At 73.2% G+C, this 18,942-nt stretch carries 17 protein-coding genes; 13 read left to right on the forward strand and 4 right to left on the reverse strand.

What is annotated here, in order from left to right:
- Positions 1–32: 32 nt before the first annotated feature.
- Entirely contained in the window at positions 33–503 is a 471-nt protein-coding gene (purE, locus tag V5P93_RS33060) for a 5-(carboxyamino)imidazole ribonucleotide mutase (protein ID WP_181043389.1), read from the forward strand.
- A gap of 286 nt (positions 504–789) precedes the next feature.
- Here the strand turns inward: purE and V5P93_RS33065 are convergent, their stop codons facing one another.
- Complete coding sequence (locus V5P93_RS33065) at positions 790–1,584, reverse strand: GGDEF domain-containing protein (protein ID WP_104478182.1); 795 nt, start codon at positions 1,582–1,584, stop codon at positions 790–792.
- Between the two features lie 240 nt (positions 1,585–1,824).
- On the opposite strand from V5P93_RS33065, the gene V5P93_RS33070 reads away from it, so the two are divergent.
- Together V5P93_RS33070 and V5P93_RS33075 are read left to right on the forward strand one after the other, a co-directional pair.
- Positions 1,825–4,107 carry a sigma-70 family RNA polymerase sigma factor gene (locus V5P93_RS33070; RefSeq protein ID WP_219823926.1) on the forward strand — a complete coding sequence of 761 codons (2,283 nt, stop codon included), beginning with the start codon at positions 1,825–1,827 and terminating at the stop codon, positions 4,105–4,107.
- Between the two features lie 24 nt (positions 4,108–4,131).
- Positions 4,132–4,677, forward strand: a complete 546-nt coding sequence (locus V5P93_RS33075) for a GtrA family protein (protein ID WP_104478181.1) — start codon at positions 4,132–4,134, stop codon at positions 4,675–4,677.
- A gap of 587 nt (positions 4,678–5,264) precedes the next feature.
- On the opposite strand, the gene V5P93_RS33080 is transcribed toward V5P93_RS33075, so the two are convergent.
- Positions 5,265–5,510 carry an acyl-CoA carboxylase epsilon subunit gene (locus V5P93_RS33080; RefSeq protein ID WP_104478180.1) on the reverse strand — a complete coding sequence of 82 codons (246 nt, stop codon included), beginning with the start codon at positions 5,508–5,510 and terminating at the stop codon, positions 5,265–5,267.
- Positions 5,511–5,665: 155 nt separating this feature from the next.
- Positions 5,666–7,303 carry an acyl-CoA carboxylase subunit beta gene (locus V5P93_RS33085; protein ID WP_104478179.1) on the reverse strand — a complete coding sequence of 546 codons (1,638 nt, stop codon included), beginning with the start codon at positions 7,301–7,303 and terminating at the stop codon, positions 5,666–5,668.
- A gap of 170 nt (positions 7,304–7,473) precedes the next feature.
- On the opposite strand from V5P93_RS33085, the gene V5P93_RS33090 reads away from it, so the two are divergent.
- The 7 genes from V5P93_RS33090 (at position 7,474) to V5P93_RS33120 (ending at position 13,993) form a co-directional block, all read left to right on the forward strand.
- Positions 7,474–8,280: a biotin--[acetyl-CoA-carboxylase] ligase gene (locus V5P93_RS33090; RefSeq protein ID WP_104478178.1), complete on the forward strand. Its 807-nt coding sequence runs from the start codon at positions 7,474–7,476 to the stop codon at positions 8,278–8,280.
- A 110-nt stretch (positions 8,281–8,390) separates the two neighbouring features.
- Positions 8,391–8,960: a PH domain-containing protein gene (locus V5P93_RS33095; protein ID WP_104478177.1), complete on the forward strand. Its 570-nt coding sequence runs from the start codon at positions 8,391–8,393 to the stop codon at positions 8,958–8,960.
- 2 nt (positions 8,961–8,962) lie between these two features.
- The gene (locus V5P93_RS33100; RefSeq protein WP_104478176.1) at positions 8,963–9,904 is read left to right on the forward strand and encodes a hydroxymethylglutaryl-CoA lyase; all 942 of its coding nucleotides are present in this window, start codon (positions 8,963–8,965) and stop codon (positions 9,902–9,904) included.
- Between the two features lie 205 nt (positions 9,905–10,109).
- A complete protein-coding gene (locus V5P93_RS33105) occupies positions 10,110–10,538 on the forward strand; it encodes a YbaB/EbfC family nucleoid-associated protein (RefSeq protein WP_104478175.1) in 429 nt (142 codons plus the stop codon).
- On the forward strand, positions 10,538–10,852 hold the full coding sequence (locus V5P93_RS33110; RefSeq protein WP_104478174.1) for a WXG100 family type VII secretion target: 315 nt from the start codon (positions 10,538–10,540) through the stop codon (positions 10,850–10,852). The genes V5P93_RS33105 and V5P93_RS33110 overlap by 1 nt, the downstream gene beginning before the upstream one ends.
- 10 nt (positions 10,853–10,862) lie before the next feature.
- On the forward strand, positions 10,863–13,733 hold the full coding sequence (locus tag V5P93_RS33115) for a glycohydrolase toxin TNT-related protein (RefSeq protein WP_245931160.1): 2,871 nt from the start codon (positions 10,863–10,865) through the stop codon (positions 13,731–13,733).
- Positions 13,730–13,993 (forward strand): hypothetical protein, encoded by a 264-nt coding sequence (locus V5P93_RS33120; protein ID WP_104478173.1) that lies wholly within the window; start codon positions 13,730–13,732, stop codon positions 13,991–13,993. The genes V5P93_RS33115 and V5P93_RS33120 overlap by 4 nt, the downstream gene beginning before the upstream one ends.
- Here V5P93_RS33120 and hisN read toward each other — a convergent pair.
- Positions 13,990–14,766, reverse strand: coding sequence for a histidinol-phosphatase (gene hisN, locus V5P93_RS33125; protein ID WP_104478172.1), 777 nt, complete (start codon positions 14,764–14,766; stop codon positions 13,990–13,992). The genes V5P93_RS33120 and hisN overlap by 4 nt on opposite strands.
- Positions 14,767–14,805: 39 nt before the next feature.
- On the opposite strand from hisN, the gene V5P93_RS33130 reads away from it, so the two are divergent.
- The 3 genes from V5P93_RS33130 to V5P93_RS33140 all read left to right on the forward strand — a co-directional run bounded on the left by V5P93_RS33130 (position 14,806) and on the right by V5P93_RS33140 (position 18,939).
- Complete coding sequence (locus tag V5P93_RS33130) at positions 14,806–15,474, forward strand: response regulator transcription factor (RefSeq protein WP_104478329.1); 669 nt, start codon at positions 14,806–14,808, stop codon at positions 15,472–15,474.
- A gap of 6 nt (positions 15,475–15,480) precedes the next feature.
- Positions 15,481–16,773, forward strand: a complete 1,293-nt coding sequence (locus V5P93_RS33135; RefSeq protein WP_104478171.1) for an ATP-binding protein — start codon at positions 15,481–15,483, stop codon at positions 16,771–16,773.
- A 549-nt stretch (positions 16,774–17,322) separates the two neighbouring features.
- Positions 17,323–18,939, forward strand: coding sequence for a DHA2 family efflux MFS transporter permease subunit (locus V5P93_RS33140; protein WP_245931159.1), 1,617 nt, complete (start codon positions 17,323–17,325; stop codon positions 18,937–18,939).
- Positions 18,940–18,942: the final 3 nt, after the last annotated feature.

Here is an 18,942-nt window from a genome sequence, read left to right on the forward strand (position 1 = left end):
CCGCAGCACCCACCCCGACCGTCGGCCTGATCATGGGCAGCGACTCCGACTGGCCGGTCATGCGCCTGGCCGCCGAGGCCATGGCCGAGTTCGACGTGCCGCACGAGGTCGCCGTGGTCTCCGCCCACCGCACCCCCCACCGCATGCTCAGCTACGCGGAGACCGCCGCCGACCGCGGCCTGCGCGTGATCATCGCCGGTGCGGGCGGGGCCGCGCACCTGCCGGGCATGGTCGCCTCGGCCACGACCCTGCCGGTGATCGGCGTGCCGGTACCGCTGAAGTACCTGGACGGCATGGACTCGCTGCTGTCGATCGTGCAGATGCCCGCCGGGATCCCGGTGGCCACCGTCTCTGTCGGCGGAGCCCGCAACGCGGGCCTCCTGGCCGTCCGCATCCTCGCCGCCTTCGACGACGACCTCCGCAAGCGGGTCGCCGACTTCCAGAAGGCGCTGGAGACGATGGTCCTGGAGAAGGACGCCGCCCTGCGCGCTTCCCTCGACTGATACCGACAGTCCCACGCCGGGCCAGGCGTGGGACTGTTCAGTCAGGCCGCGTGCTCCCGCAGCCAGCCGAGAGCCGCGACACCGAGTTGGTTGCCGCACGGGCCACGTCGTCCGTGGACAGCGGCGCCGTGACGGTCACGGCGGTCCCGTCGGGGAAGCGCCCGAACACGCTGACCTTCGGGTCGCCAGGATCTTCGCCCGTGTCGATGTAGAGCGTGGTGTCGGTCAGGGTGTCGCACCCGGGAGCACCCGACCGACCCGCGGGTGGTCGAGCTCGCGCACCGCCTCAGGCGCGGCTGACCTCGTGCACCAGCCGCAGGGCGGCGGGTTCGGTGGTGGGGAGGGGTTCGACTCGGATTTCCGGGGGTGCGCAGCGGCCCAGGTCGGTGTCGATGGCCAGGCGGTCGGCGATGAGGGTGTGGGCGTCGGCGGTGCGGCCCGCGAGGCGGGGCTCCCGCTCCGCCAGCACGACCGCCACCGACGAGCCCAGGACGGCCACGCTCTCGCCGCCGTCGAACACCGACCGCAGGACGTCGCCGACCAGCATCATCGCCATGAGGCGGGGCCAGCCGACCACGCCGGACAGGTCGAGGGTGACCACCAGCAGCACGTACCGGTCCGACGGGCAGACGCCGTCGCGCCTGCCGCGGGCGTAGACCTCGCCGAGGCGGACCCGCAGGTAGTCGGCGGTGGCCTGGCCGGACAGCGGGTCGGTCGGTTCCGGCGCGTACTGGCGGCCCAACGCGGCGTCGGCCCAGGCGACGGCGGTGGCGCGCAGCAGCGCGGGCGGGGTGGCGTCGGGGTCGGCGGCCGCCCGGGTACCCGAGGGGGCCTCCAGCACCGCGCACAGCGCCGCCAGGTCGGCCAGTGCCTCCTCCAGCCCGACCCCCGCGTACGCCCGGGCCCTGGCCAGGTCGCGCAGCGCGCCGACCAGGTCCCCGCCGGTCACCACGGCCGCGCACACGTCGTCGACCTCGGGCACGCCCCAGTCGCTGGGGAAGCGCCACCCACCGGTCAGGCTGACCGTGCGCCAGCGGGACCGCAGGCTGCGCATCGACCAGTCAGCACCGTCGCGGCTCATGTCCACTCCCGCACGGCGCCACCGCGACCCCGCTTCTCGTACGACCACAGCCTCGGTTCCCTTCGCCGGTTCCACAGGTGCAGACGCCCCCGGGTTGCGGTTGTGACGCGGATCGGGTGAATTCCGGGTGCGGGCGCAACCCGACGGGCATCCCTCCCCCGCGTGAGGGGTAGGTGACGCGCGGGTGAGCATCCGTCACACTAGGTCGCGGCACAGGTGTCGGCGCTTGAGGGGAGCACGGTGACGACGGTTCCGGCCGAGGCCGACGGTCCCAGCGACGGCGACCTCATCGACGCGGTGCGAGCGGGCACGGTCGCGGCGTACGGCTCGCTCTACGAGCGCCACGTCGGTGCCGCGCGCAACCTGGCCCGCCAGCTGGCCCGCTCCCAGGCCGAGGCCGACGACCTGGTGTCCGAGGCGTTCGCGAAGGTCCTGGAGACCCTCAAGCAGGGCCGCGGCCCGGACGCGGCCTTCCGCGCGTACCTGCTCACCGCGCTGCGGCACACCGCCTACGACAAGACCCGCCGGGACCGCAAGGTCGAGTACTCCGACGACGTGTCCCAGGTCAGCGGCATCAACCAGGACGCGGTCAGCGTCCCGTTCTCCGACACCGCGGTGGCCGGGCTGGAGCGGTCGCTGGCCGCGCAGGCCTTCGCCAAGCTGCCCGAGCGCTGGCAGGCGGTGCTCTGGCACACCGAGATCGAGGGCCAGTCGCCCGCCGAGGTGGCGCCGCTGCTGGGCCTGAGCCCCAACGGCGTGTCCGCGCTGGCCTACCGGGCCCGGGAGGGCCTCAAGCAGGCGTACCTGCAGGTGCACCTCGCGCAGAGCGACGACGAGCGCTGCCGGGCCACGGCCGACCGGCTCGGCGCGTGGGTGCGCGGCGGGCTGTCCAAGCGGGAGACCGCGCAGGTGGAGGCGCACCTCGACGAGTGTGAGCGGTGCCGCGCGCTGGCCGCGGAGCTGGCGGACGTCAACAGCGGGCTGCGGCTGTTCATCGCGCCGCTGGTGCTGGGTCCGCTGGCGGCGGCCGGGTACCTGGCCGCGGCGGGCAAGGCGGCGGTCGGGGTCGCTGCGGGGTCGGCGGCCGTGGCCGGTGCGACGGCCGCGGTGGCGGGCGGCGCGGCGGCGGGCTCGTCCGGCGGCGGGGCGGGCGGCGTGATCAGCGTGCTCACCAGCGTGCCCCGGCAGCTCATCGGCGTGGCGGCGTCCGGCGTGGCGCTGGTGACGGCGGTGGTCATCGGGTTCGCGGCGACGCCGTCGAACCAGGAGGTGCCCGCGGCGGAGGTCGCGAAGCCACCCGCGACCACCAGGACGCAGCCACCGCGCACCACGACGCCACCGACCACCACGCCGACGACTCCCGTGATCGTGCCGATTGAGGAACCGCCGACCAACTCAGAGCCCGACGCGGAGGAGGCCGAGGAGCCGGTTCCGACTACTACGACAACCGCACCCGCGCCGACGGCCACTACGCCTCCCGCAACCACCACTCCCCCGACCACCACTCCTCCGACGACCACTCCTCCGACGACAACACCGCCGACCACCGAGCCGCCCGAGCCCGCGCGGCTGGTGGCGCAGAGCCCGGCGGACGGCGTGTCGCTGCGCCCCGGGACGCCGACCGACGTGCCGATCACGATCCGCAACGACGGCGGCAGCGTGTCCGAGCCGGTCGTGGCGCGGCTGCCGCTGCCCACGGGCGTGCGGGCGCTGCCCGCCGGGGGCGACTCGACCGCGCGGGTGGCGTCCCTGGCCCCGGAGACCGTCCGCTGCGGCGGCGGCACCGGCACGATCACCTGCGGCACCGGCACCGGGCTGGAGCCGGGCACCTCGACGACCCTGGTGTTCCGGCTGGTCGCCGACGACGCCCGGCTGACCGCGCAGACCGTCGGCTCGCTGTCGGCGGGCGGGGAGACGATCGAGTTCACCATCAGCATCGAGGTCGTGCCGCTGACCGACGGGGTCGACGTGCGGGCCCAGGTGCAGCAGCAGGAGCGGGGCCGCGACACCCGGGTGCTGGCGTCGGCGACGAACACCGGCGAGAGCACGAAGACCGTGTCGATCACGTTCGCGGGCCGGTTGCGGCAGGTGCCGACCTCGGGCGAGATGACGTGCGTGCGCGAGCGGTCCGAGCTGACGTGCACGAGCGCGAGCCCGCTGGCGCCGGGTGAGCGCGTCGCGGTGGTGGCCACGACCGGGCGCGCGCCGGACGAGGAGGACGAGACCCGCGCGCTGTCCGGCGGCAAGCGCGAGGTCGAGATCACGGCGGTGCTCGGGACGGCGTCGGACACGACGTCGGTGCGGCTGCCGAAGAAACACCACCCGCCGTGCTGCGGTGACCATTGCTGCAAGCATTCGGGTAAACCGGATAAACCGACGGACGCGACAAAGCCGTCGTCGAAGCCGGAACCGACTTCGAAACCGCTGTTGTGCGTGGATATCTCGATCGGCGCGGGAAACGGCGACGGTTGCCGTCGGGTGATGAAGGCGACTCCCGATAGCCGGCCTACGCCATCCGGATGAACTCGGCGGATAGACTCCGCCGCCATGGCCGTTGTCGACTCCCTGTTCGCCCGCCTGCCCGCTCCGGTGCGCGCGCAGTTGATCAAGCACCGCGAGCTGCTCAAGTTCGCGGTGGTCGGCGGCATCTGCTTCGTGGTGACGAACGCGATCAACTACGCGCTCAAGCTCACGGTGCTCAACCGCAACCCGGTGACGGCCCTGATCATCGCGGTCATCATCGCGACGATCGTGTCCTACATCCTCAACCGCGAGTGGTCCTTCCGGGACCGCGGCGGGCGCGAGCGGCCGCACGAGGCGGCGCTGTTCTTCCTGATCAGCGGCATCGGGGTGGGGCTCAACGCGCTGCCGCTGTACGTGTCGCGGTACTTCCTGCACCTGCAGGTCCCGAACGTGACGCTGCTGACCCAGGAGGTGGCGGACTTCGGGTTCGGCATCATCCTGGGGACCCTGGTGGCGATGGTGTTCCGCTGGTGGGCCTTCAAGAAGTGGGTCTTCCCGGACGCCGAGGCGCGGGCCCGCGTGCGGGCCCTGCACCCGGTCCCGCCCCCGGACGAGGAACGCGCGGCCTGAGGTCGCGTTCGCCGGGGTCGAGCCCCGCGCTCGGCTGACGAGCCACCGCCACTCCGGCACGGCCGACAGGCCCGGACCGTCGCCCCGGCCGAGATCCGCTCCGCGCCACGCCCATCACGTCTCGAACCAGGGCCATCCACCGGCGGCCTTCCTCGACCGAGTGCGTCATCGCCTGGCCGCGTCCGAACGCCCGCGAGGGGTCCCCTCGACAGGGGAACCCCTAATTTCCATTCTATCGGCGTTGGAGCAGCGAGCGGAGGGCTTGATGCCAGGCTGTGGACAGCTTCGGGGCATGTGGACAAGCGCCTGATCCGGACGCAGCCAAGATCGACAACGGGCGCGGCGATCGGCGGCGGGAGAGCATCGCGGGGGAAGCCAGATGCCGGGAGACCGAGTGGGAAGGTCACGCGGGAGGCCAACTCCCGGCGACCGTCGCGCGGGAAGGCTGACACCGACAGGTCAGGCGCGAGCAGGCGCCGGAGCAGTCGACGCAGGACGACTGGCACCGGGCGAGCAACGCGGGAACGGCCGGGCAACCGGGCGGGAGGGCCAGCGCTGGCAGATGCGTGCAGGCCGGCGTCGTGAGGTCAGCGCGGGAAGGCTGAGGCTCGCCAGGCGCCGGGGCCGTGGGGTAGCGGTCGGCGGGTCGCGGCGGCTCGGTCGGACCAGGCGCTGGGGGGTTGCGGGGTCGGGTCAGCGGGTTGGGCTGCCGGGGCGGCGGCGATCACGGCGGCGAGGGCGGCCAGTTCGGCCGGGTCCGGGGTGCCCTTGACCACGCGGAGCAGGGGGCGGGGCTCGGGCGTGGGTTCGCTAGCGGCGGGATCGTCGGGCACCGGTACTCCCTTGATTTCGATCTTGGGCGGCCGTCGGCCCCCCGGTTTCCATTTTAGTCGCGGGCACCGACCGGAACGAAGATCGAATTCGGGGCCTGTGGACAACCTGCGAACAATGGGGAACCCGGGGGTGGAATGGCCCCCGGGAACACCCGTCAGAGCGGGATGTTGCCGTGCTTCTTCGGGGGCAGGGATTCGCGCTTGTCGCGCAGCAGGCGCAAGGCGCGGGCGATGTGGCCGCGGGTGTGGGACGGCGGGATGACCGAGTCCACGTAACCGCGTTCGGCCGCCAAATAGGGGTTGAGGAGGGTGTCCTCGTATTCCCGGTCCAGTTTCGCGCGCAGGGCGTCCACGTCCTCCCCCGCGTCCAGCGCCGCCTTGAGGGTGCGGCGGTGCAGGATGTTCGAGGCCCCAGACGCCCCCATGACGGCGATCTGCGCGGTCGGCCAGGCCAGGTTGATGTCCGCGCCGAGGTGCTTGGAGCCCATCACGTCGTAGGCGCCGCCGTAGGCCTTGCGGGTGATCACGGTGACCAGCGGGACCGTGGCCTCCGCGTAGGCGTAGATCAGCTTCGCGCCGTGCCGGATGATGCCGCCGAACTCCTGGTCGGTGCCCGGCAGGAACCCCGGCACGTCGACGAAGGTCAGCACCGGCACGTTGAACGCGTCGCAGGTGCGGACGAAGCGGGCGGCCTTCTCGGACGCGTCGATGTCGAGGCAGCCCGCGAACTGGGTCGGCTGGTTGGCGACGACCCCGACGCTGCGGCCCTCGACCCGGCCGAAGCCGACGACGATGTTGGGCGCGAACAGGGGGTGCACCTCGAGGAACTCGCCGTCGTCGAGGACGCGGTTGATGACCTCGTGGATGTCGTAGGGCTGGTTGGCCGAGTCCGGGACCAGCGTGTCGAGTTCGCGGTCGGCGTCGGTCAGGTTGTCGACCAGGCCGCCGTCGTCGGCGTAGCCGGGGAACACCGGCGGGTCGGACAGGTTGTTCGACGGCAGGTACGACAGCAGTTCCTTGACGTACCCGATCGCGTCTTCCTCGTCGGCGCCCATGTAGTGCGCGACGCCGGACTTGGTGTTGTGCGTGCGCGCGCCGCCCAACTCCTCCAGCGTCACCTCCTCGCCGGTCACCGTCTTCACCACGTCCGGGCCGGTGATGAACATCTGCGAGGTCTGGTCGACCATGACGATGAAGTCGGTCAGCGCGGGCGAGTACACGTGCCCGCCCGCGTTCGCGCCCATGATCAGCGAGATCTGCGGGACCACGCCGGAGGCCAGGGTGTTGCGGCGGAAGATCTCGCCGTAGAGGCCGAGGGAGACCACGCCCTCCTGGATCCGCGCGCCGCCGCCCTCGTTGATGCCGACCAGCGGGCGGCCGGTCTTGAGCGCCAGGTCCATCATCTTGACGATCTTCTCGCCGTAGACCTGGCCGAGCGAGCCGCCGAAGACGGTCACGTCCTGGCTGAACACGCACACCGGGCGGCCGTCGACGGTGCCGTGGCCGGTGACCACGCCGTCGCCGTACGGGCGGTTCTTCTCGAGGCCGAAGTCGGTCGAGCGGTGCCGGGCCAGCTCGTCGAGTTCGACGAAGGAGCCGGGGTCGAGCAGCAGGTCGATGCGCTCGCGGGCGGTGTGCTTGCCCTTGGCGTGCTGCTTCTCCACGGCGCGCGCCGAGCCCGCGTGCACGGCCTCGTCGTAGCGCGCGTAGAGGTCGGCGAGCTTTCCCGCGGTTGTGCGCAGGTCCGGCTCGGCATCCGACGGTGACCCGATGGGCTCGGTCGCGCTGCTCATGGCTTCGGAGCCTAGCGACCCGCCTGTTACCCCGGGTCCGAGGCGTAGACCACACCGGGCCGGGCTTGACCTCCAGCGCGCTGGAGGTCCCAGGCTGGCACCCGCCGCCCCCGGACCGGGCCGTTCCGCTCCGACCGGTCGGGTCCGGGGGCCGGCTCTACCCTTGACCCATGGCAGCTCTCGACGTCGAGGCCCTGCGGTCCGCGCTCTCCGGCACCTACACCGCTGTCGACGTGGTCCCCTCCACCGGATCGACCAACGCCGACCTGGTCGCCGCCGCGGCGGCGAACGCGCCGGACCGCACCGTGCTGCTCGCCGAGGAGCAGACCGCGGGCCGCGGTCGCCGGGCGCGCAGCTGGGTGTCGCCACCGGCCACCGGCCTCTACCTCAGCGTCCTGCTCCGGCCGACGGGCGTGCCGACGGCCAGGTTCGGCGCGTTGTCGCTGGTCGCCGGGGTCGCCCTGGTGCGCACGGCCCGGCACCTCGGGGTGTCCGCCGCGTTGAAGTGGCCCAACGACCTGCTCGCCGGTCCCGAGCTGGCCAAGTGCGCGGGCGTGCTGGCCGAGGCGACCGCCGACGAGCACCCGGCCGTGGTGGTCGGCATCGGCCTCAACGTGGCGCCCCTGCCCGACGGCGTCCCGGTCGGCCCCGGCGGGCTGCCGCCGACGTCGCTGGCCCAGCAGGGCGGCACCGACGACCGCACCACCGTCGCCATCGCGCTGCTGCGCGCCTTCGACGAGGCCGAGCGGTCCTGGCGCGGCGCCCGGGGCGACCTGGCCACGTCCGGCCTGCTCACGCACTACCGCGACGCCTGCGCCACGCTCGGCCAACGGGTCCGGGTGGAACTGCCCGACGGCGCGCACCTGCAGGGCCTGGCCACCGACCTGGACGCCGACGGGCAACTGGTCATCGACGTCGCGGGTACCGCCAGGACGGTGTCGGCCGGTGACGTGGTGCACGTGCGCCCCGGTTCATGACCCGACGACCGGACCAATCCGCGAACCGCGCCGCCCGGACGGGGTTCCGGCGAGTACGGTAACCGCGTCGGCAATGATGATCTGGAGCCCGCCGGATCCTTGGAGGAGCAGTGGCCTACCCCGACGACGTGCTCAGTGAAGGCGAGCAGGTCGTGCTGCACAAGCACCCGCACTGGAAGATGCTGCTGCTGCCCTACGTGATCCTGCTGGTCGCCATCGGCGGCGGCATCACGCTCGGCGTGCTGGCCCAGGACCTGTCGTGGGCGAACATCGCGTACATCATCATCGGCGCGGTCGCCCTGGTGATCGTCATCTGGGGTTTCCTCGCGCCGTTCGTGCGGTGGCGCACCACCCACTTCATCGTCACCACCGACCGCGTGATGTTCCGGATGGGCGTGGTCAAGCGCACCGGCATCGACATCCCGCTGGCCCGGATCAGCAGCGTGCGCTTCGAGCACGGCCTGATCGACCGGATCGTCGGCTGCGGCACGCTGATCATCGAGTCCAGCTCGCAGGAGCCGCTGGAGTTCGACGACATCCCGAACGTGGAGAAGGTGCACACCCTGCTCTACCGGGAGGTCAACGACAACCCGAACGACGACTTCCACCGCCCCGAGCCGCGCGGCGGCCACGACCGCACCCGCGAGTTCCCCGACCAGGGCTACCAGGGACGGCGCTAGGCGTGGGGGCGCGCGAGGTCGGCCTGCCCGCGCGGGCGCGGACCGACGGGCTGCCCGAGCGGGTCACCATCTGGGAGGTCGGCGCCCGCGACGGGCTGCAGAACGAGTCGGCGGTCGTGCCGGTCGAGGTGAAGCTGGAGTTCCTGGACCGGTTGGCGGCGGCCGGGTTGGGCGTGCTGGAGGCCACCAGCTTCGTGCACCCGAAGTGGGTGCCGCAGCTGGCCGACGCCGAGGACCTGCTGGCCCGGCTGACGCGCGCCGAGGGTGTTTCGTACCCGGTGCTGGTGCCCAACGAACGCGGGCTGGACCGGGCGCTGGCCGCCGGGGTGCGGCACATCGCGGTCTTCGGCAGCGCCACCGAGTCCTTCGCCAAGCGCAACCTCAACCGCACGCTGGACGAGCAGTTCGCGATGTTCGAGCCGGTCGTCGCCCGGGCCCGGGCCGAGGGGCTCGACGTGCGCGCGTACGTGTCGATGTGCTTCGGCGACCAGTGGGAGGGGCCGGTGCCGCCCGCCCAGGTGGCCGCGGTCGGTCGGCGGCTGATGGAGATGGGCTGCTCGCAGCTCTCCCTGGGCGACACCATCGGCGTGGCCACGCCGGGCCTGGTCGAGTCGGTGATCGGCGCGGTGAACGCGGCCGGGGTGCCGACGTCCCGGGTGGCGGTCCACTTCCACGACACCTACGGGCAGGCGTTGTCCAACACCCTCGCCGCCCTGCGCCTGGGCGTGACGACGGTCGACTCGTCGGCGGGCGGCCTCGGCGGCTGCCCGTACGCGGAGTCCGCGACGGGCAACCTGGCCACCGAGGACCTGGTCTGGATGCTCGACGGCCTGGGCGTCGAAACCGGCGTCGACCTGGACAAGCTGGCCGACACCAGCGCGTGGATGGCCGAACGCCTCGGCCGCCCCAGCCCGTCAAGGGTGGTCCGCGCCCTCAGGGGGTAACCCAGGGCCGCCCCCGCTCGTTTGTCTCTTGTGGACCGCTCCTCGTCCACACCGGCTCCACGTGGGACCCGAGGACTTTTCCCGGTTTTCACCCACCTGGCCGGGAACCGGTGTCGGGGGTGGCGCGTCCAACGCGCACCCATGTCCGACGTCTCGTGTCCGGCAGTCGAAGAACAGCAGCTGTAGAGCAGCAGCGGAGGAACCGTTGGCCGACCACCGAGCCCAGGTCGAGGACCTCCTCGCCGACTACCGCCGCGGGCGCGACCAGCTGGCCGAGGTGCACCGCGCGCTGGCCGCGATCAACGAGTCGGCGACCAGCCCGTGCGGGCTCGTCACGGCCACCGTGTCGGCGCAGGGTGGGCTCACCGGGCTGCACCTGCGCGACGACGCGTACCGGGTGTACCGGCCCGCCGAACTGGCCGCGGTGATCGTGCGCACGACGACCGCAGCGGACGCGCTCGCCGCACGGGCCGCCGGGCACGCCGTGGCGCCGGTCCTGCCGTCGGGCACCGACCCGGAGGCGCTGTTGCGCGGCACGGCCGACTTGGCGCCCGTCGACCTGGTGCCGCCGCGGCCGCCGGTCGAAGAGGAGAGCTTCGAGAACGTGAAGTGGCTGGAGTCGGGGAGGTCGTGATGGATCGCTTCACCGCCGACACCGCGCGCCTGGCCGAGCGGGCTGGCCGGTTCGACGGGTTGGCCGAGCGGGTGGGCGCGGTCCACCGCGACCTGGCCGACCGGCTGGCCGCCGCCGGGTCCTGCTGGGGCGGTGACGAGATCGGCCAGGCGTTCGCGGCGACGCACGTGCGCGCCGCCGACGCGACGCTGGCCGAGGTCGGCGCGCTGCCCGCGAAGCTCGACGACGTCGGCACCCGCCTGCGCGACACCGCCCGCGCGTACGCGGATACCGAGACCACCAACACCCGCGCCTTGGGTTCCGTCGACGTCTAGGGGAGGCGTGATGGGGATCGAGTTACCACCGGAACTGGTCGACGTCGCCGCGGCGGCGGGCGTGCGCTGGCCGGAGGCCGACGAGGACCGGATGCGCGAGTCCGCCAGGGCGTGGCGGGACGCGGGAACCAGCCTGGCCACGCTGACCGGCGACGCGGACAGCGCGGCGCACTCCGCGCTGTCCACCGTGGAAGGCGACGCGGCGACCGCGGCGGGCAGGCACTGGTCGACCTTCGTCCAACCGGACACGGGGCACCTGACGTCACCGGTCAACGGCTGCGAGGCGGCGGCGGACCGGCTGGAACACGCGGCCGAGCAGATCGGCGCGGCGAAGGTGGAGATCGTCCGCAACCTCGTCGCGCTGGCGAAGAACGCGGACGCGGCCAACACCGCCGCGGCGGCCGGGCACCCGAACGCGCAACTGGGGCTGACCACGGCCATCAACGCCACGGCGGCGAACGTGGCCAACATCAACCACGCGCTGCGCACATCGGTGTCGACGGGCGCGGCCCTGCCCGCGGCGGACCTGGTCAACGCCAACCCCGGCGCGACGCACCAGACCACTGTGGACGGTCGAGGCGGGCTGCCCAACCTGCTGGGCAACACGACGAACCTGCTGACGCACACCGTCGACCAGACCGTCGGCGCGGTCCACCAGACGGTCGACCACACGGCAGGCGCGGTGTCCGGTTCCCCGCTCCAGGTCGTCACCAACACGACCGGCGCCGTCACCCACACGATCACCAACACCACGGGCGCTGTCCTGGACACGGCATCCGGTGTGGTCGACCACACCCCGCTGCACGCGGCCAAGCCGCTGCTGGACACGGTCCACCACACCGTCGACGCGACAACCGGCGCCGTAGACCAGACGGTGGGAGCTGTCCGAGACACCGCTGCCGGGGCCGTCAACACCACGGGCAACGCCCTCGGCCACACCACCGGCGCTCTCGACCACACCGTCGGCGCTGTCCGAGACACGACTACCGGAATGGTCGACACCCTCGATCACGCCACGCGCACCATCCGAGACACCGCCGCCGGGGCTCTCGACCACACCACTGGCGCTGTCGATCACACAGTGGGTGCCACCGGCGCCCACGACCACACCGCCGGCGTCGTCCAGAACGTGGTCGCCGGCCCTCTCGACCACGCCACGGGGGCCATCGAGCGCACGACCGACGCCATCCCGGCCGTGGTCGATTCCGCGTCCGCCCCGGTGGTCAACCACGGCACCGGCGCCCAGCTCCCGCCCCTGACGACCGACGTCCCGGTCAACACGGTCCAGGCGGCCTCGGCGGCGGTGCTCGACACCCCCGCCCACCTCGCCCAACCGACCGCGAGCGCCCCGACCAACTCCCCCATCGCGAACGTCCTGGGCACCGGCGCGCCGAGCCACGCACCGACCGCCCAACCCGGCGCCTTGGGCCTGCCCGCTCAACCCGCGCCCGCAGCGCCCGCAGCGCCCACTCCGGCCGCGCGCCCGGCAGCCCTCCCCGCCCAGCCGTTCGCTCCCCGCGCCGACGCACCGCCGTCGACAGGTCAACAACCCGCCCGCCCCGGCGCGGCCGCCCAGACCGGCGGCGGCACGCCCGGCGGCAAGGCCGAGTCGGGTGGTTCGCCCGCCCCCGGCAAGCAGACGGGTGTGGCACCGCACTCCCCGGCCAACCCGACCGACCGCCACGAGCAGCAGCCGGAACAGTCGGACCACCCCGACCCCGCGGCCCCGGCTTTCCTCGCCGCCCCCATCCCCACCACCCTCCTGGGCGGCGGCTCCACAGGAGCGCTCGGCGCCACGGGCCGCCCCACCGGAACCGCCCAGCCGGACGCCGGTCCAGCGCAACCCCGCGGCTCCGCACCCGGCCAGCCGAACACGACCGCCAAACCGGGCGGCGACCACGCCAACCGGCAAGGTCTCGGACACCAAGCGGGCCCCACGACCGGCACCGACCAGGACTCCCGCCACCGCACCGGCCAAGCGGGCCCGGTCACCGGAGGCGACCACCCGGACTCCCGAGCCCGGACAGGTGGCTTGCCGAACTCCGATCGGCAAGCACCGGCACACCGCACCGCCCAGCCGAATCCCGGCCACGGCGGCGCGGGCCACCCGAGCCCCGGTCCCACGACCGGCGCCGACCAGCCGAGCAGGCAGCCCGGGGACCCCGCTCCCGGGCGGCTCTCCGGTGTCCAGCACCCCGCCGAGCCCACCCCTCAGCAATCCCCTCCAGCCCAGCCCGCACCGCGGGCAGCCACCGGATTCGAGCCCTTCCTGCTGGTCCACCTCTTCCCCATCGGTCACCTCCCGGTCGCCACCAGCCGACCGGCGCGGCAGGTGGCGGCGCCGGTCGAGGAGGAGGACTACGCGGCCGGGTTGCGGTTCGAGCCGGGGGACCACCCCGACTCCGTCCTGGTCGACTCCGCGACGCCCGTGGCGCACCCGGCGCCCACCGACGGCACCGACCCCGGTGCCCTTCTCACCGACTACGACCCCCTCGCCGGTGCCCACGAGCGCGACTGGGACCGGCGGTTCCTCGTCCACCCCGACGGTCCCGAGTACGCCTGGCCGCCGGGTGAGCTCTACCCCGAGGGCGGCACCGCCCCCGGCGAGCCCTTGCTCCTCGCCGAGGACACCCTGGTCGACCGGTTCGGCACCCCCGACGGCCGGGTCTTCAGCGTCGACGGCACCCCCTACCGTCGGCGGTCCCTGCCGCCCACCCACCGCGAGGCGGGGTACCGGCGCTACCGGGTCCGGCAGCCGCTGCCGGTGTGGCGGGCCGTGTCGGCGCCGTGGTTCGGGCAGCCCGGAAGCGGTGAGCGGTACCGCACCACGCACAGCGCCGCCGAGTTGGTCGCGCTCGGATTCCTGGAGGAGCTGTCGTGAACGCCGAGACGGTGCTGGGGTACCTGGCCGCCGTGGGCATCCCCGCCGGGGTGGTGTCCGTCGGCGCGGAGGCCGACAACGCGTGGTGCCTGGTGCGGGACGAGTCCGGCTGGGAGGTGTTCTGGCGGGAGCAGGGCAACCGCTACGACTGGGCGCGGTTCGACAACGAGCAGGTGGCCTGCCACTACCTGTTCGGCAGGCTCACCTGGTCGCAGGTCGTGCGGGGTGCCGTCGGGGTGCTGCCGACGGCGGTCGGCTAGCGGCGGAGCAGGTCCAGGGCCGCGTCGTGCACGTGGCCGTTGGAGGTGAGCACCGAGCCGCCGTCGTAGCGGACGGCGCCGCCGAGGTCGGTGAACCGGCCGCCCGCCTCCTCGACCAGCACCTGGAACGGGGCCACGTCCCACGGGTTCACGATGGCCTCGGCGGCCAGGTCGATGGCGCCCTCGGCGACCAGGCAGTGCTGCCAGAAGTCGCCGAACGCGCGGGTCTCCCAGCAGGCCTCGGTGAGCGCCAGGTAGCGCTCGCGGGAGTGGTACTTGACCCACGAGTTGATGTCCGTGGTGGACAGGTAGGCGTCGTCCAGAGACCGCACCCCGGACACGGAGATCCGGCGGGGCTCGCCGCCGTCGCGGACCGTCCAGGCGCCTTCGCCGCGGGCGGCGTACCAGCGGCGGCCCAGGGCGGGGGCGCTGACCACGCCGACGACCGGGGTGCCGTCCTCGACCAGCGCGATGAGCGTGGCCCAGGCGGGGACGCCGCGCAGGAAGTTCTTGGTGCCGTCGATCGGGTCGAGCACCCAGGCCCGGCCCGCGCCGACCGCGCCGCCGCGCTCCTCGCCCGCGACCGCGTCGGCGGGGTAGGACTCGGCGAGCACGGCGCGCACCGCGTCCTCGACGGCGGTGTCGGCGTCGGTCACCGGGGTGCGGTCGGGCTTGCGCTCAACCACCAGGTCGACCGCCTGGAAGCGGGCCCGGGTGATGGCGTCGGCGGCGTCAGCCAACCGGAGGGCGGAATTCAGGTCGTCGCTTGACACGGGCGCGATCGTGTCACGCCTACCCTGGACACCGTGAGCGTGGTGTTGCTGGCCGAGGACGACGCGGCCATAGCTGACCCCCTGTCGCGTGCCTTGCACCGCGAGGGGTACGAGGTGCGGGTCGTCGGCGACGGCCACTCCGCACTGGAGGTGGCCTCGACCGGCCAGCCGGACCTGCTGGTCCTCGACCTGGGCCTGCCCGGGATCGACGGGCTGGACGTGTGCCGCAGGCTGCGGGCCGCGGGCCGGGGCATCCCGGTGCTGATGCTGACCGCCCGGGCCGACGAGGTGGACTTCGTCGTCGGCCTCGACGCGGGCGCCGACGACTACGTGGCCAAGCCGTTCCGGCTGGCGGAGCTGCTGGCCCGGATCCGGGCGCTGCTGCGCAGGCAGGCCCCGGGCGCCATCGACGTCAACGGGGTGCGGATGGACCTCGCCGCGCGCGTGGTCACCGTGGACGGCGTGGAGATCACCCTGGCGAACAAGGAGTTCGAGCTGCTGCGGGTGCTCATCCAGCGCGCGGGCCAGGTGGTGACCCGCGAGGAGATCCTCACCGAGGTGTGGAGCGACCCGGAGCTCAAGACCAGCAAGACCCTCGACATGCACATGTCGTGGCTGCGCCGCAAGCTCGGCGAGGGCGGTCCGAAGTCCACCGAGCGGCGGATCGCGACGGTGCGCGGCGTCGGCTTCCGGTTCAACGCCGAGTAGCCGGGCGTGCGCCGCCGCATCCTGCTGGCCATCCTGCTCGCGGTGACGGTCACCGCGTGCGCCCTGGGCATCCCGCTGGGCTACAGCGCGATGGAGATGGTGGAGAGCGTCACCCGGGCGGACCTGATGTCCCGCTCCCAGCAGATCACCGCGGCGCTGGACGACGAGATCGCGCAGAACCACGACATCACGGACCTGTCGGTGGTGCAGCTCGCCGTGCCCAAGGGGGGCCAGCTGACGGTGACGATGCCCGGCGAGGTCGAGCTGCACCTCGGCGACCCGCTGACCGGGGACACCATCTCCGAAGAGGCGGTGATGATCCAGAAGGGTCGGATCCGGCTGACCATCGACGCGGGCCCGATGCGCACCCGCCAGGCCCAGGTCGCGGCGGTGGTGGCGCTGGTGGTCGTGCTGACCATCGCCGTCGGCACGGTGGTGGCCATGGTGACCGCCCGCAGGCTGGCCCGGCCGCTGCGGCACGTGGCCGACCGGGCGAGCAAGCTGGGCGCGGGCGACTTCCGGCTGGACCGGACCCGGTACCGCCTGCCCGAGCTGGACATGGTCGCGGAGGCCCTGGACGCCTCGGCGCTGGCGCTGGCGCAGCTGGTGCAGCGCGAACGGGACCTGGTCGGCGACGTGTCCCACCAGCTGCGCAGCCGGTTGACGGCCCTGCAGCTGCGCCTGGAGGCCCTCGCGATGATGCCCGACGACGACGCGGCCAGCGAGGCCAGGGAAGCCCTCGACCAGGCGGAACGCCTGGCCGACGTGCTCGACGAGCTGCTCGCGGCGGCCCGCGAGGCCCGCGCGGTCGGCGCCGAACCGGTCGACCTGCCCCAGGAACTGACCGCCATCGCGAACGAGTGGCGGGAACTGCTGCGGCAGGAGGGCCGGTCGCTGCGCCTGCGGCTGGCACCGGGCCTGCTGGCCAGGGTCACCCCGGCGCGCCTGCGCGAGGCGGTCGGCGTCCTCCTCGACAACGCCTACCGCCACGGCGACGGCACGGTGACCGTCTCCGCGCGGGGCGGCGAGGCGGTCGGCGGGGAGACGGTGGTCATCGAGGTGACCGACGGCGGCGCGGGTGTGCCCGACGACCTGGCCCCGCACATCTTCGAACGGGGCGTGTCCGGCGCGGGTTCGACCGGCCTCGGCCTGGCCCTGGCCCGAGCCCTCGTCGACTCCGACGGCGGGAGGTTGGAGCTGTCCATCGCCCGCCCGGCCACCTTCACGGTGTTCCTGCCGGTCCCCAAAGCGGGCAACGTCCGCGGCGTCCGCTGGCCCACCGAACGCTCACCGCGCTAGCCCGGCACGCCTCCGGCCCCGGAATCAAGTTTCCCGGCGAGCACCTGCGGTTCCGGCGGAAGATGATCAAGCTCGTGGATGGCTCGGAGACACTCGGCGACCCTCGGCGGACGCCTCCGGCCCCCACTATCCATTCCAGCGAAGGGGACCGACATTCCGAACCGAAGATGATCAAGCCTGTGGACAGACGACCGGGAGTCGCGGCGGCTTGGTTCGAGGCGAAACGGTCACTAGTTCGCGTTGCTGCCTGTGGGGCGAGCAGGCGATTGTCGGTAGTGATGGGGCAGCCGAGCTGATCACCGAGGCCGGGTGGCCACTCGACCGCGGGTCGGTTCTCCCAGGGCGGAACCGCCGCCGGGAGTTGTCCACAAGCTTGATCATCATCCGCTGGCACTGTCCGTGCTCGCCGGTAGAATTGACACCGGGGGCCGGAGGCGCGCCAAGGTCACGAGCCACGCCCCGTTCCAGGACCGGACCGACCGGGAGGCCGGGCGGTCACCTAGGCTTTCCCCGGGCCGGTGCCGCGGCCCGTGAGCTGGGAGCCGGTCGATGAGTGGTGGGGTGCGCAACCCCTGGGTGGCGCTTGCCGCGCTGTGCGCGTGCTTCTTCATGGTGATGCTCGACTCCACGATCGTCACCGTCGCCATCCCGGCGATGCTCGAGGACCTCGACGCCACCCTGAACCAGATCATCTGGGTCAACAGCGTCTACCTGCTCGCCAACACCGTCCCCCTCCTGCTCACCGGCCGACTCGGTGACCGCTTCGGACCGAAGCGGGTGCTCGTCGTCGGGCTGGTGCTGTTCCTGGGCGCTTCGCTGTGGTGTGGACTGTCCACGTCGGCCGCCTCGCTGATCTCCGCGCGGGCCGTGCAGGGGCTCGGGGCGGCCGCGATGACGCCGCAGACGCTGTCCTTCATCACGCGGCTCTTCCCCGCCGAGCGGCGGGGCGCGCCGATCGCCGTCTGGGGGGCGGTGTCCGGGGTCGCGACGATCGCGGGGCCGGTGGTGGGCGGTCTGCTCGTGCAGAACGTCGGTTGGCAGTGGATCTTCCTGCTGAACCTGCCCATCGGGCTCGTCGGGCTGGTCCTGGGCATCGCGCTGCTGCCGGACTGGCGGCCGTCGGGGCGGATCCGGGTCGACGCGGTGGGGGCCGTGCTCGCCTCGGCCGGGTTGGCGCTGCTCGTGTTCGGGTTGCAGAACGGCCAGCACTACCACTGGGGCGCGATCGTCGGCCCGATCGGCGTGCTGCCGGTCATCGGCGCGGGTCTGCTGCTCATCGGCGGGTTCGCCGCGTGGCAGCGCCGCTCGCGGACCAACCCCGACGCGCTGGTGCCGCCCGGGCTGTTCGGCTCGCCGATGTTCGGGGCCGCCAACCTCACCCACGCCGCGCTCGGGTTCGCGACCACCGGGATGTTCCTGCCGCTGGTCATCTACGTGCAGTCCGTGCTCGGCCTCGACCCGCTCGCCTCCGCGCTGCTGTGCGCCCCGATGGCCGTGGCGGCGGGCGCCGCCGCGCTGGTCGCCGGGCGGGCGCTGCGGGTCGAGGGCCGGACGGTGATCATGACCGGGTTGGCCGGGCTGGCGCTGGGCACGGTGGTGCTGGCGGTGCTCGCCGAACCGGGCACCGACCCGTGGGCACTGGTCCCCGGGCTGGTGGTCGCGGGCATCGGCATCGGCCTGGTGTTCTCCCCGCTGACCGCCGCCGCCACCCTCGGCATGCCGCCGCACCTGGTCGGCGCCGCGTCCGGGGTCTTCAACACCGCGCGGCAGGTGGGCGGGGTGCTGGGCAGCGCGACCACCGGGTTGCTGCTCCAGGTCGGCCTCGGCTTCGCGGTCCCGGCGGCGGCCCGCGAGTACGCCCGGTTCCTGCCGCCGCGCTACGCCGACGAGTTCATCGAGCGGATCACCGCCGCCGCGCAGACCGCGAGCCAGTTCGGCGGCGACGGACCAACCGTGCCGTCCGATTGGTCGCCGACGGTCGCCGAGCGGGTACGCGAACTGGCCACCAACGCCTACGACCTCGGTTTCACCAACGCCGCCAAGGCGACGCTGGTCCTGCCGGTCGTGGTGCTGGTGCTGGGCATGCTGAGCGCGTCCGGTATCCGGGTGCCGCCAACTGGTAACGCGAAAAACTCGGGACTGCCGAGCGGACGAATCGGTCCGTAGCGT

Origin of the sequence: Actinokineospora auranticolor, assembly GCF_041897805.1 — a bacterium.
GTDB lineage: Bacteria > Actinomycetota > Actinomycetes > Mycobacteriales > Pseudonocardiaceae > Actinokineospora > Actinokineospora auranticolor.

What these genes read in the sequence shown, in the direction of transcription:
- purE (WP_181043389.1), top strand. Translation starts at nt 33, where the DNA reads ATGGGCAGCGACTCCGACTGGCCGGTCATGCGCCTGGCCGCCGAGGCC.
- V5P93_RS33065 (WP_104478182.1), bottom strand. Translation starts at nt 1,584, where the DNA reads ATGAGCCGCGACGGTGCTGACTGGTCGATGCGCAGCCTGCGGTCCCGC.
- V5P93_RS33075 (WP_104478181.1), top strand. Translation starts at nt 4,132, where the DNA reads ATGGCCGTTGTCGACTCCCTGTTCGCCCGCCTGCCCGCTCCGGTGCGC.
- V5P93_RS33085 (WP_104478179.1), bottom strand. Translation starts at nt 7,303, where the DNA reads ATGAGCAGCGCGACCGAGCCCATCGGGTCACCGTCGGATGCCGAGCCG.
- V5P93_RS33090 (WP_104478178.1), top strand. Translation starts at nt 7,474, where the DNA reads ATGGCAGCTCTCGACGTCGAGGCCCTGCGGTCCGCGCTCTCCGGCACC.
- V5P93_RS33110 (WP_104478174.1), top strand. Translation starts at nt 10,538, where the DNA reads ATGGATCGCTTCACCGCCGACACCGCGCGCCTGGCCGAGCGGGCTGGC.
- V5P93_RS33115 (WP_245931160.1), top strand. Translation starts at nt 10,863, where the DNA reads ATGGGGATCGAGTTACCACCGGAACTGGTCGACGTCGCCGCGGCGGCG.
- V5P93_RS33140 (WP_245931159.1), top strand. Translation starts at nt 17,323, where the DNA reads ATGAGTGGTGGGGTGCGCAACCCCTGGGTGGCGCTTGCCGCGCTGTGC.